A 12,599-nucleotide genomic window follows, 5' to 3' on the forward strand; every position below is an offset into this window, starting at 1 on the left:
CCTCATGCCCAGCCGATAGTGTGGTCGCTCGTCCGAGACGTCCCGCCGCTCTCACACGGCACAGACGTCCACCGCAGTCCACCGAACCGGGGCCCGTACCTCGATGTCCGTGCACAGCCACACGGCGGCGCAGCAAGAAGCGTCCGCCACACCAGAGTTCCCGCGTCATGTGGTGACCGCGGTCCTCGTCTCCCACGACGGCGCCCGCTGGCTCCCCGACGCGCTCGCCGGGCTGCTCGGCCAGGAGCGCCCGGTGCAGTCCGTCATGGCTGCCGACACCGGCAGCGCCGACGACTCCGCCCGGCTCGTCACCGAGGCCCTCGGCCCGGACCGCGTCCTGCATCTCGCCCGGCGCACCGGTTTCGGCCAGGCCGTCGAGGAGGCCGCCCGCACCGCGCCCGTCCTCACCCCGGACGAGCTGCCGTACCTGAAGCGGCCGAGCGGCTGGGACCCCGTCACGCGCAGCTGGCGCGACGACGCCTATGACCTGCCCGAGCTGCCGCACGGCGAGCCGGTCCAGTGGCTGTGGCTGCTGCACGACGACAGCGCCCCCGAAGCCGACGCCCTGGCCCAGCTGCTGCGCGTCGTGGAGAACGAACGCGAGCTGGGCCGCGACGACGTCGCCGTCGTCGGACCCAAACTGCGCGGCTGGTACGACAAGCGCCAGCTGCTGGAGGTCGGCGTCACCATCGCCCACTCCGGCCGCCGCTGGACCGGCCTCGACCGCCGCGAACAGGACCAGGGCCAGCACGACCACGTCCGCTCCGTGCTGTCGGTGTCCACCGCCGGCATGCTCGTCCGGCGCGACGTCTTCGAGGAGCTCGGCGGCTTCGACCGGCGACTGCCCCTGATGCGGGACGACGTCGACCTGTGCTGGCGCGCCCAGTCGGCCGGCCACCGCGTCCTCATCGCCCCCGACGCGGTCGTACGACACGCAGAGGCGGCCTCCCGCGAGCGCCGCGCGGTCGACTGCGCGGGCCGCACCACGGCCTCCCCGCACAAGGTCGACAAGGCCGGCGCCGTCTACACCCTGCTCGTCAACACCCGCTCCGCCGTGCTGCCCTGGGTGCTGCTGCGCCTGGTGCTGGGCACCCTGGTGCGGACCCTCGCCTACCTCGTCGGCAAGGTGCCCGGACAGGCCCTGGACGAGATCCGCGGTCTGCTGGGCGTGCTGCTGCGACCCGAGCGGATCATCGCCGGCCGGCGCAGGCGGGGTCGCCCGGCCGTCGACAAGGACGAGCTGCGGCCGCTGTTCCCGCCGCCCGGCGCGACCGTGCGGGCCACCGTGGAACAGGCCGCGAGCAGCCTCTTCGGCAGCTCCGACCCCGAGGCCACCTCCGGCGCCGGACGGCACGGCGGCGGCATCGAGTCCGGACCCGGTGGCGACGACGCGGACTTCCTGGAGATCGAGCAGTTCGCCCGCCTCAAGCGCATCGCCCGCAAGCCGGGACCGGTGCTCTTCCTGGTGCTGCTGCTCGTCTCCCTCGCCGCCTGCCGCGCACTGCTCGGCGCCGGCGCCCTCGCGGGCGGCGCCCTGCTGCCCGCCCCGGCCGACGCCGCCGAGCTGTGGTCGCACTACCTGGACTCCTGGCACCCGGTCGGCGCCGGCGGCACCGCGTCCGCGCCCCCGTACCTGGCGATCGTGGCGATGCTGGCCTCCGCGCTGTTCGGCTCGACCGGACTCGCGGTGACCGTCCTGCTCGTCTGCTCGGTCCCGCTGGCCGGGGTCACCGCCTACTTCGCCTCCCGCCCGCTCCTGGAGTCGCGCCTGCTGCGCGCGTGGGCGGCCGTCGTCTACGCCTTCCTGCCCGCCGCCACCGGCGCCCTCGCCGGCGGCCGGATCGGCACCGCCGTCCTCGCCGTCCTGCTGCCGCTCATCGCCCGCGCGGGCGTCGCCGCCAGCGGCCTGGCGAACACCTCCGGAGCGCGCGGCAGTTGGCGGGCGACCTGGGCGTACGCCCTGCTGCTGACGGTCACCACGGCGTTCACGCCGATCGTGTGGCCGATCGCGGTGCTGCTCGGCGTGGCCCTCCTGGCCGTCCGCCGCACCGACATCACCGCCTACGGCCTGCGCTTCGTGGCCCAGCTCGGCACCCCGCTGCTGATCCTCGCGCCCTGGTCGCTGACCCTGCTCCCGTTCGGCTTCTTCGACGAGGCGGGCCTGGAGTACGGCTCCTCGACCGCCTCCGCGCTCGACCTGCTCGGCGCCAGCCCCGGCGGCCCCGGCACGGTCAACGGGCTGATGCTGATCGGCGTCGTCCTGGCCGCGCTGGCCGCCCTGCTGCGCTCGGAGCGTCAGCTCGCCGTCTGGACGGCCTGGGCGGTCGCCCTGGTGGGCCTCGTCTTCGCGGTCCTGTCCAACGACTCCACCTGGGCGGGCCCCGCCACCCTCGTCTACGGCCTGGCCCTGCTGGCCGCCGCGCTGCTCGGCGCCGACGGCGCGCGCTCACGCGTGGCCGAGCAGAGCTTCGGCTGGCGCCAGCCGGTCGCCGTGCTGATCGCCCTCGCGGCCGCCGTGGGCCCGCTGCTGGTCGCCACCGGCTGGGTGCTCGACGGCGCCGACGGCCCGGTGGAGCGCCGCGACCCGGTGCAGGTGCCCGCGTTCGTCGCCGAGGAGAGCGGCAACCGCGACCAGGCCCGCACCCTGGTCCTCGACAGCGACTCCTCCGCGCACGTGGGCTACACCCTGGTCCGCGGCTCCGGCGCCCGCCTCGGTGACGCCGAACTCGCCGCGGTCGCCGGGGAGAACAGCGGGCTCGACAAGGTCGTCGCCAACCTCGTCGCGGGATCCGGCGCCGACCAGGCCGACCAGCTCGGCAAGTTCGCCGTGGCCTATGTCCTCGTGCACCAGGGCGCGCCCCGCGAGGTCACCCGCGTGCTGGACGCCACCCCCGGCCTGAAGCGGCTCAGCGAGCAGGGCGGCAGCGCGCTGTGGCGGGTCGACCAGGACGTCGCGCGCGCCACGATCGTCGCCGGATCCGGTGCCCCGCTGACCGTCGCCGCCGGACCGGTGGAGATCCACACCGAGGTCCCGGAGGGCGCCGACGGCCGGATCCTGCGCCTGGCCGACACCGCCGACGAGGGCTGGACGGCCACCCTGGACGGCAGGCCGCTCACCCGCACCACGGTCGACGGCTGGGCCCAGGGCTTCGAACTTCCCGCCTCCGGCGGGAAGCTGGACGTCACCTTCGAGGACCCCTTCAGTCACACCGCCTGGCTGTGGACCCAGGGCTTCCTCGCCCTCGTCCTCGTCGTCCTCGCCCTGCCCGGCCGCCGCCGCGACATCGACGACGACCTCCCCGAGGAGCAGCCGATCCCGGCACAGGCCGCGTCCGGCGAGGGCCGCCGCGCCCGCCGCCTGCGCGCCCAGGCGGAGGCCGAGGAGCAGAGCGGCCCCGAGGAGTTCCCCGCCCCTCCCGCACAGGCGCCGCCCGTCCCGGTCCCGCAGCAGCAGCCCTACGGCGACTACGACACACCGAGCTACGCGGGCGCGGCCGAGTACGGCGGCTACGGCGAGCAGTACCAGAACGGCCAGGGATACCCGGCGGGCGGCTACGACCAGGGCTACCAGGCGGATCCGTACCAGGCCGGCCAGTACGACCCGTACGCGTACGACGGGCAGACCCAGCAGGGCTCGTACGACCAGAGCGCGTACGAGCAGCCGTACCAGCAGGGTTACGACACCGGCTATGACCCGGCGCAGCAGCACCCGCACGAGGTCGAGCGTCCCGACGGGAGCCAGCAGTGAACCGCACCACCCTCTCCCTGATCGCCGCCGCGACCGCGCTCGCCGCCGTCACCGGGTACGCCACCCTGAGCGCGCCGGAGGCCTCCGGCAAGGACAGCGCCAAGGCGGCCGCCGTGCTGCCCGTGGAGCGCACGAGCCTGCTCTGCCCGACGCCCAGCACCTCCGACCTCGCCGAGACGACGTACACCTCCTTCACCCCCGTCACCAAGGGCACGAGCGGCGACGGCAAGGCCGAACTGCGCGCCGCGGACGCCGAGTCGGCGCAGGCGGACGAGAAGACCGGGGAGGACGAGAAGGGCGAGAAGAAGGACGGCGGGAAGAAGGACGGCGAGAAGCCCGTCCTGGAGCACAAGGAGCCGGGCAAGCCCGTCACCGGGGACGCCTCCGGTGCCGACGCGCCCGCGCTCGTCGGCACCGCCGAGGGCAAGTTCGCGCCCGGCTGGACCGTCCAGCAGACCACGGAGGTCACCGCGGGCACCGGACGCGGTCTCCAGGGCGTCAACTGCACCGCGCCCGACACCGATTTCTGGTTCCCCGGCGCCAGCACGGCGAGCGACCGCACGGACTATGTGCACCTGACCAACCCGGACGACTCGGCCGCCGTCGTGGACATCGAGCTGTACGGCAAGGACGGCGCCCTGGAGACGAACATCCCGGACGGCATCACCGTCCCGCCGCACGCCACCGAGCCGGTCCTGCTCTCCACGCTCATCGACGAGAAGCAGACGAACCTCACGGCGCACGTCAGTGCCCGCAGCGGGCGGGTCGGCGCGTCGGTGCAGGCCCTGGACGACAAGCTCGGCGGCGACTGGCTGGCCGCGTCCACGGACCCCACCGGCACCCTGGTCCTGCCCGGCATCCCCAAGGACGCCACGGCGGTACGCCTGATCGCCTTCACACCCGGCAACTCCGACGCCGACCTGAAGGTCCAGCTCGCCTCCCCGTCCGGCACGATCACACCCGCCGGCAACGAGACGCTGCACGTGAAGTCCCGTATGACCTCGGCCGTCGACCTGGGCGACGTCACGCGCGGCGAGCCGGGCTCGGTCCTGCTGACCCCCACCGACCGCTCGGTCCCGGTGGTGGCCGCGCTCCGGGTGACCCGCGGCAAGGGCGCCGACCAGGAGACGGCCTTCATCCCGGCCACGCGCCCGGTCGGCACCCGCGCGACCTCGGCGGAGAACACGGCCAAGGGCACGATCCTCTCCCTGACCGCACCGACCGGCACCGCACAGGTCAAGGTCACGGCCTCGGCCGGCACCGAAGCGGGAACGGCGTCGACCAAGACGTACACGATCAAGAAGGGGACGACTCAGTCCATCGAGGTCCCGGCCCCGAAGTCCCTCAAGGGCAGCTACGCGCTGACGGTGGAAACGGTCTCCGGCGGTCCGGTCTACGGCTCCCGGACCCTCACCGTGTCCCAGGGGGACACCCCGTTCTTCACCGTCCAGACCCTCCCGGACGACCGGGGGATGGTGGCGGTACCGGAGGCGGAACAGGACCTGTCGGTGCTCCAGAGGTAAGCGGCCCGCGCTGACGGAGGGCTCAGTCCTCGCCGTACCGGGGATCGACGGTCTCCGGGGTGAGCCCCAGCAACTCGGCCACCTGCTCGACCACGACCTCGTGCACCAGCGCGGCCCGCTCGTCGCGCCCTTTGGTGCGGATCTCCACGGGCCGCCGGTAGATGACCACCCGCGCGGGACGGCCCTCGCGCGCGGTGATCGTGCCGCCCAGCGGTACCGCCTCGTCGTTCCAGACCTGCCCCGCGCCGTTCAGCGGCGGCACCTCCAGGACCAGGAAGTCGATCTCCGCCAGCTGCGGCCACCGGCGTTCCAGGCGCTCCACGGAGTCCTGGACCAGGTCCGCGAACGCCTCGGCACGGCTGGCCGCGAGCGGCACCTGCGGCGGCGCGATCGGCCCCCGCATGCCCCGGCCGTGGCGATCACGACGGCGGGGTCCGGGGCCGGTGGCGGGGGGCGGTACAGGCGTGTCCATCACTGGTGAAGCGTAGTCCTCGCCGGGACCGCGCGCCGCGCCCCACACGGCATCGAGGCCGGTGCGGACCCGCCCGCGCCCCATGTCGCCGGATGACCATTCCAGCCAAGGTTCGGCTCGATTCCGTATCGCTCCCAGACCGGCGATCTCAAGGCAATTGACATGGTTTGTACCGAGCGATGACCGGAACCCCACCTGTCCGACCGGCTGAAAATCGACGTTACCGCAGGTCAAGGGCGTGCGCTGGAAGGGGTGTGTGGGGCGCTTCGCGACACGACACGGTGGAGTGACCTGGGGGAGATTCGTCGCGGCCCGCTCAAGAGTGCGGTACCGTCCAACGTCGTGAGCCCTGTACGTCGCTGTTCGCGCACCGCTTGCGGCCGCCCCGCCGTCGCGACGCTGACGTACGTCTACGCCGACTCGACCGCGGTCCTCGGCCCGCTCGCCACCTACGCCGAACCCCACTGCTACGACCTGTGCGCCGAGCACTCCGAGCGCCTCACCGCCCCGCGCGGGTGGGAGGTCGTGCGGCTCCTCGACGGCTCTGCTCCGGCCCGCCCGAGCGGCGACGACCTGGAAGCGCTTGCCAACGCCGTGCGCGAGGCGGCCCGCCCGCAGGAGCGTGCCGCGGAGGCCGGCGGTGGCGGCGCCCGGACGGCCGACCCGCGTGAGGTCGCGCGCCGCGGTCACCTCAGGGTCCTGCGTTCCCCGGACAACTGACCCGGCGTCACCCGCTCGACTGACTGCACGTCACCCTTCCGGCAGTTCTTTGACTGCGCGTTCCATTGAATGACGCACGGCCATTGACGTGACCTTGTCACGGACGCGACCATTCCGTTTCAGCCGAAGTGAGAAATCGCTTTCCGCATGACGGAATCCGTGGCTCCCGGGAGGCGCCGTGTACGTCCAGGAACTGGAACCCGTCGCCGGCTCGCTCGGTCTGTCCGCACTCGTGGCCGCCCTGCCCCTGGTGATCGTCCTCGTACTGCTCGGCGGCGTCCGCATGAAGGCGCATCTGGCGGGCCTGACGGGCCTGCTGGCGGCCGCACTGGTCGCCTGGCTCGCCTACGGCATGCCGCTCGACCAGACGGCTTCCAGCGCCGCCCAGGGGGCCGTCTTCGGGCTCTTCCCCATCCTTTGGATCGTCGTCAACGCCCTGTGGGTGTACCGGATGACCGTCCGCACCCGGCACTTCGACATCCTGCGCCGCTCCTTCGGGCGCCTCTCCGACGACCCGCGCATCCAGGCCCTGGTCGTCGCGTTCTGCTTCGGCGCCCTGTTGGAGGCGCTTGCCGGGTTCGGTGCACCCGTCGCGATCTGCTCGGTCATGCTCGTGGCGCTGGGCTTCGACCCCGTGCGCGCCGCCGTCGTCGCCCTGGTCGCCAACACCGCGCCGGTCGCCTTCGGCGCGATGGGCACCCCCGTCGTGACGCTCGCTCAGGTCACCGGGCTGCCCCTGGACGACGTCGCCTCCGTGGTGGGCCGTCAGACGCCGCTGCTCGCCCTTGTGGTGCCGCTCCTGCTGGTCTGGCTGGTCGACGGACGGCGCGGCCTGCGCGAGACCTGGGTGCCCGCCCTGGTGTGCGGAGTCGCCTTCGCCGTGGCGCAGTTCGCCGCCTCGAACCATGTCTCCGCCCAACTCGCCGACATCGGCGCCGCCCTGGCGGGCGCGGGCGCCCTGGTCGCCGTACCGCAGGCGCGCAGGCCCGCCGAGGAGCCGGTGCGGGCGGCCGTGCTGACCGGGGTGCGCAGCGAGGAATTGGACGAGGACGATCCGCGCGGGGAGGTCGTACGGGCCTACTCCCCGTACGCGCTCATCGTGGCGATCTTCTCCGTCGCGCAGATCCCCGCGGTCAAGGACTGGCTGGCCGGGGCGACGCAGACGTACGACTGGCCCTTCCTGGACGTCGTCGACCCGCGCGGGGAGGCCGTCGGCGGGAATGTGTTCACCTGGCCGATCGTCTCGACCGGCGGCACGCTCGTGCTGCTCGCGGGCGTGTGTACGGCGCTCGTGCTCGGCGTGCACGCACGCGTGGCGGTCAAGGAGTGGGCGGCGACCGTGTACGAACTGCGGTTCGCGATCCTGACGGTGACAAGCGTGCTGGCGCTCGCCTACGTCATGAACCTCTCCGGACAGGCCGCCACCATCGGCCACTTCGTGGCGGCGGCCGGAGCGGGGCTGGCCTTCCTCTCGCCGGTCCTGGGCTGGTTCGGCGTCGCGGTGTCCGGCTCCGACACCTCGGCGAACGCGCTCTTCGGCGCCCTCCAGGTGACCGCGGCCCGCGAATCGGGCCTGTCGCCCGAACTCCTGGCGGCCGCGAACAGCTCCGGCGGGGTCCTCGGAAAGATGATCTCGCCGCAGAACCTCACCATCGCGTGCGCGGCCGTGGGCCTCGCGGGCAAGGAGGGCGATCTGCTGCGCAAGGTCCTGCCGTGGAGCGTCGCCCTGTTGATGGTGATGTGTCTGATCGTGGTCGGCCAGAGCTCCCCGGTCCTGTCATGGATGCTGCCCTGACCTGAGGTTACGGCTGAGGGTCCACTCAGGGATCACACAGCGCGGTGCCAGTCCGTACGGGTACTTTGTGATGACCGATGGGACTTTCAGGAAGGTTGGCCGTGGCTGCTGATCTGTCACAGCTCGTGAAGGCGTACGACGTGCGCGGAGTTGTCCCCGACCAGTGGGACGAGGCGCTCGCCGAGCTGTTCGGGGCGGCCTTCGTCCGGGTGACCGGCGCGACCGCGATCGTGACCGGGCACGACATGCGCCCCTCGTCCCCCGGCCTCGCGGCGGCCTTTGCGCGCGGTGCGGCCGCGCAGGGCGTCGACGTCACCGAGATCGGCCTGTGTTCCACGGACCAGCTGTACTACGCCTCCGGCGCGCTGGACCTGCCGGGCGCCATGTTCACGGCCTCGCACAACCCGGCCCAGTACAACGGCATCAAGCTGTGCCGCGCGGGAGCGGCACCGGTCGGCCAGGACACGGGCCTGAGCGAGATCCGTGAACTGGTCGAGCGGTGGAGCGACGAGGGCGCCCCCGCACCCGCGGCCACGACGGGAACGATCACCCACCGGGAGTCGTTGTCTGACTACGCGGCCCACCTCCGCTCGCTCGTCGACCTGACCTCCATCCGCCCCCTGAAGGTCGTGGTCGACGCGGGCAACGGCATGGGCGGCCACACCGTGCCCACCGTGTTCGCGGGCCTGCCGCTCGACCTGGTCCCGATGTACTTCGAGCTGGACGGCACCTTCCCCAACCACGAGGCCAACCCGCTCGACCCGGCGAACCTCGTCGACCTCCAGCACCGGGTCCGCGCGGAATCCGCCGACCTCGGCATCGCCTTCGACGGCGACGCCGACCGCTGCTTCGTCGTCGACGAGCAGGGCGACCCGGTCTCCCCGTCCGCCATCACCGCCCTGGTCGCCTCGCGCGAACTGGCGCGGCACGGCGGCAAGGGCACGATCATCCACAACCTGATCACTTCCTGGTCGGTCCCGGAGGTGGTGAAGGAGAACGGCGGCACACCGGTACGCACGCGCGTGGGCCACTCCTTCATCAAGGCCGAGATGGCGAAGTCCGGCGCGATCTTCGGCGGCGAGCACTCCGCGCACTACTACTTCGCCGACTTCTGGAACGCCGACACGGGCATGCTGGCCGCGCTCCACGTCCTCGCGGCGCTGGGCGGCCAGGAGGGCCCGCTGTCCTCCCTGGTGGCCCAGTACGACCGCTACGTCGGCTCGGGCGAGATCAACTCCACGGTCGCGGACCAGGCCGACCGCCTCGCAGCGATCCGCGAGACGTACGGAACCCGCGACGACGTAACCCTGGACAACCTCGACGGCCTCACCATCACCTCCACCGACTGGTGGTTCAACGTCCGCCCCTCCAACACGGAACCCCTGCTGAGGCTCAACGCGGAGGCACGGGACGAGGAGACGATGACGAAGGTGCGGGACGAGGTGCTGGGGATCATCCGAGCCTGACAGCGGGTCCTCAGCCCGTCCGGGGTTTGAGGACGAGGCCCGTTCAGGGCCGACAGCGGGGGTCTGGGGGCGGCAGCCCCCAGGGATGGGACGGGTAGGGGCGGCGGGGGCGAACCCAACACAACGGCAACCCTCCTCCACCCCCCCAAGCCCCCCACCCCGGCGGTACCCTGACCAGGCACATCCACGCAACCCACCCGCCCCCGAAGGGACCCCCATGCCGCTCGAAGCCGGTCTCCTGGAGATCCTCGCCTGCCCGGCCTGCCACGCCCCCCTCAAGGAGCAGGAAGCCGAGCTGATCTGCACCGGTCAGGACTGCGGCCTGGCCTACCCCGTCCGCGACGGCATCCCGGTCCTCCTCGTGGACGAGGCCCGCCGCCCCGCGTAACCCACCCACCCCACCCCGGCGATCGGAGGCTCCCGCCCGTGCTCGACGAATCGCTGCTCGACACCCCCGAGGCCCTCTCGGAGGCCGACCGCCGCGGCCTGCTCCGCGGCGCCGCCGAGGCAGGCGCCCGCGTCCGCACCGCCGCCCGCCACGCCACCGAGGCGGGTGTCCCGGACCTCAAACCCGACGGCCGCCCCCGCGCCGTCCTCATCGCGGGCCCCGGCGCCGCCGCCATCTGCGTCGCCGACTTCCTCGGCACCCTCGCCGGCCCCGGCAGCCCCGTCACCCGGCTGGCCCCGGCCGGCGTCGCCCCCGCCGCGGGCGCCCTGCGCTGGGAGCTGCCCGGCTGGGCCGGTTCCGTGGACCTGCTCCTGATCGCCACCCCGGACGGCACCGAACCCGGCCTGTCCCTGCTCGCCGAGCAGGCCTACCGCCGCGGCTGCACCGTCGCCGCCGTAGCCCCCGCCCGCACCCCGCTCGTCGAGGCCCTCGAGGCCGCCCACGGCCTGTTCGTACCGATGGCGACCGCCCCGTACGAGGAGGACACCCCCCTCGCCGCCTCCGCGCCCGGCGTCCTGTGGGCCCTGCTCACCCCGCTGCTCGCGCTCCTGGACCGCATCGGTCTGCTGGCTGCCCCGGCCGACGCGTTGGAGAAGGTCGCCGACCGCCTCGACCACATCGCCGAACGCTGCGGTCCCGCCATCGCGACGTACAGCAACCCCGCCAAGACCCTCGCCGCGGAGTTGGCCGACGCGCTCCCGGTGGTCTGGACCGAGGGCGCCTCGGCCGGCCCCGCGGGCCGCCGTTTCGCCGCCGCCCTCGCCGAACTCGCGGGCCGTCCGGCCGTCGTGGCCGAACTCCCCGAGGCGCTCGCCTCGCACAACGCCCTGCTCGCCGGCCCGCTGGCCGCCAGCGCCGACCCGGACGACTTCTTCCGCGACCGCGTGGAGGAGGCGCCCGCAATGCACGCGCGCGTGGTGCTGCTCCGGGACCGCCCCAGCGGCGGCCTCAGCGCCGCCCCCGCCGCCCGTGAACTGGCCCTGAGCCACGACACGCCGATCAGCGAACTGGAGCCGGAGCCCGGGGACGAACTGGAGAACCTCGCGGAGCTGATCGCCATCACGGATTTCGCCGCCGTTTACCTGGCGCTCGCCTCGGGCGCCTGATCTGGCTCAGGACGCCCTGACCGTCGTACGCGGGAGAGAAGCCGCGTCGTACGCAGAGAGAACCGCATGGACCGCCTCGACAACACCATCCGCCCCTACGCGTGGGGTTCCACCACCGCGATCCCGCAGCTCCTCGGGGTCGAACCGACCGGCGAACCGCAGGCGGAGATGTGGATGGGCGCCCACCCGGGCGCTCCGTCGCGCACCGGCAGGGGCACGCTCGTCGACATCATCGACGCCGACCCGGAGCGGGAACTCGGACACGCGTGCGTGGCCAAGTTCGGCCCCCGGCTGCCGTTCCTGCTGAAGATCCTCGCGGCGGGCGCACCGCTCTCCCTCCAGGTCCACCCCAACCTGGCGCAGGCGAAGGAGGGGTACGCCGACGAAGAGCGCCGGGGCATTCCCCTCGACGCCGGTCACCGCAACTACAAGGACGCCAACCACAAGCCCGAACTGATCTGCGCCCTCACCGAGTTCGACGGCCTGTGCGGCTTCCGTGACCCGGTCCAGGCCGCCGATCTGCTCGACGGCCTCGGCGTCGACTCGCTCAAGCCGTACGTCGACCTGCTGCACGCCCACCCCGAGGAGGCCGCCCTCCGCGAGGTGCTGACCGCGATCCTCACCGCCGACCCGGATGAGATGACCCGCACGGTCACCGAGACCGCGGCCGCCTGCACCCACCTCGGCGGCGACTACGCGCCCTACGCCGACATCGCCCACCACTACCCGGGCGACCCGGGCGTCATCGCCGCGATGCTGCTCAACCGCGTCCGCCTCCAGCCCGGCGAGGCCCTCTACCTCGGCGCGGGCATCCCGCACGCCTACCTCAGCGGCCTCGGCGTCGAGATCATGGCCAACTCCGACAACGTCCTGCGCTGCGGACTGACCCCCAAGCACGTCGACGTCCCCGAACTCCTGCGCATCGTCCGCTTCGAGGCCGCCGACGCCGGTGTCCTGCGCCCGGAGGCCGCCCCGGACGACGAGGAGGTCTACGAGACCCCGATCGACGAGTTCCGCCTCTCCCGGTACGTCCTCCCCGAGGGCACCGCCCCGCACGACCTCACCCGCCCCACGCCGCAGATCCTGCTGTGCACGGCGGGCTCCGTACGGGCGGGGGAGCACGAGCTGAAGCCCGGTCAGTCGGTCTTCGTACCCGCAGGTGAGAAGGCCGAGGTCGGCGGCGTGGGCACCGTCTTCCGTGCCACTGTGATCGTATGACCGGCCTTGTGGACACCTGACGCACCACACCCGGGCAAGGCTGCAACAATGGCCCACCGGCAAAGGACGGGCAAAGCCACAAGGGGCCGCGCCCGGGACGGCG

The 12,599-nt window shown here is 73.0% G+C and carries 9 protein-coding genes; 8 read left to right on the forward strand and 1 reads right to left on the reverse strand.

Annotation, left to right across the window (positions count from 1 at the left end):
* Positions 1–103: 103 nt before the first annotated feature.
* Both BN159_RS25985 and BN159_RS25990 read left to right on the forward strand, forming a co-directional pair.
* Positions 104–3,748, forward strand: a complete 3,645-nt coding sequence (locus BN159_RS25985) for a glycosyltransferase family 2 protein (RefSeq protein ID WP_015659977.1) — start codon at positions 104–106, stop codon at positions 3,746–3,748.
* Positions 3,745–5,271, forward strand: a complete 1,527-nt coding sequence (locus BN159_RS25990) for a DUF5719 family protein (protein ID WP_015659978.1) — start codon at positions 3,745–3,747, stop codon at positions 5,269–5,271. The genes BN159_RS25985 and BN159_RS25990 overlap by 4 nt, the downstream gene beginning before the upstream one ends.
* Before the next feature lie 22 nt (positions 5,272–5,293).
* Here the strand turns inward: BN159_RS25990 and BN159_RS25995 are convergent, their stop codons facing one another.
* The gene (locus BN159_RS25995) at positions 5,294–5,743 is read right to left on the reverse strand and encodes a metallopeptidase family protein (RefSeq protein WP_078599031.1); all 450 of its coding nucleotides are present in this window, start codon (positions 5,741–5,743) and stop codon (positions 5,294–5,296) included.
* Positions 5,744–6,085: 342 nt separating this feature from the next.
* Between BN159_RS25995 and BN159_RS26000 the strand changes: the two genes are divergently transcribed.
* The 6 genes from BN159_RS26000 to manA all read left to right on the forward strand — a co-directional run bounded on the left by BN159_RS26000 (position 6,086) and on the right by manA (position 12,496).
* Positions 6,086–6,463: a DUF3499 domain-containing protein gene (locus tag BN159_RS26000; RefSeq protein ID WP_015659980.1), complete on the forward strand. Its 378-nt coding sequence runs from the start codon at positions 6,086–6,088 to the stop codon at positions 6,461–6,463.
* A 178-nt stretch (positions 6,464–6,641) separates the two neighbouring features.
* Positions 6,642–8,258 carry an L-lactate permease gene (locus BN159_RS26005; protein ID WP_015659981.1) on the forward strand — a complete coding sequence of 539 codons (1,617 nt, stop codon included), beginning with the start codon at positions 6,642–6,644 and terminating at the stop codon, positions 8,256–8,258.
* A 101-nt stretch (positions 8,259–8,359) separates the two neighbouring features.
* A complete protein-coding gene (locus BN159_RS26010) occupies positions 8,360–9,724 on the forward strand; it encodes a phosphomannomutase/phosphoglucomutase (RefSeq protein ID WP_015659982.1) in 1,365 nt (454 codons plus the stop codon).
* A 217-nt stretch (positions 9,725–9,941) separates the two neighbouring features.
* Complete coding sequence (locus BN159_RS44220; protein ID WP_015659983.1) at positions 9,942–10,112, forward strand: Trm112 family protein; 171 nt, start codon at positions 9,942–9,944, stop codon at positions 10,110–10,112.
* Positions 10,113–10,150: 38 nt separating this feature from the next.
* Complete coding sequence (locus tag BN159_RS26015) at positions 10,151–11,278, forward strand: SIS domain-containing protein (protein WP_015659984.1); 1,128 nt, start codon at positions 10,151–10,153, stop codon at positions 11,276–11,278.
* Between the two features lie 66 nt (positions 11,279–11,344).
* Positions 11,345–12,496 (forward strand): mannose-6-phosphate isomerase, class I, encoded by a 1,152-nt coding sequence (gene manA / locus BN159_RS26020; RefSeq protein WP_015659985.1) that lies wholly within the window; start codon positions 11,345–11,347, stop codon positions 12,494–12,496.
* The last annotated feature ends 103 nt before the right edge of the window (positions 12,497–12,599 follow it).

The sequence above is a fragment of the Streptomyces davaonensis JCM 4913 genome (genome assembly GCF_000349325.1).
GTDB lineage: Bacteria > Actinomycetota > Actinomycetes > Streptomycetales > Streptomycetaceae > Streptomyces > Streptomyces davaonensis.

Coding starts and splice junctions, on each gene's coding strand:
- BN159_RS25995 (WP_078599031.1), bottom strand. CDS start 5,743: ATGGACACGCCTGTACCGCCCCCCGCCACCGGCCCCGGACCCCGCCGT.
- manA (WP_015659985.1), top strand. CDS start 11,345: ATGGACCGCCTCGACAACACCATCCGCCCCTACGCGTGGGGTTCCACC.
- BN159_RS44220 (WP_015659983.1), top strand. CDS start 9,942: ATGCCGCTCGAAGCCGGTCTCCTGGAGATCCTCGCCTGCCCGGCCTGC.
- BN159_RS25985 (WP_015659977.1), top strand. CDS start 104: ATGTCCGTGCACAGCCACACGGCGGCGCAGCAAGAAGCGTCCGCCACA.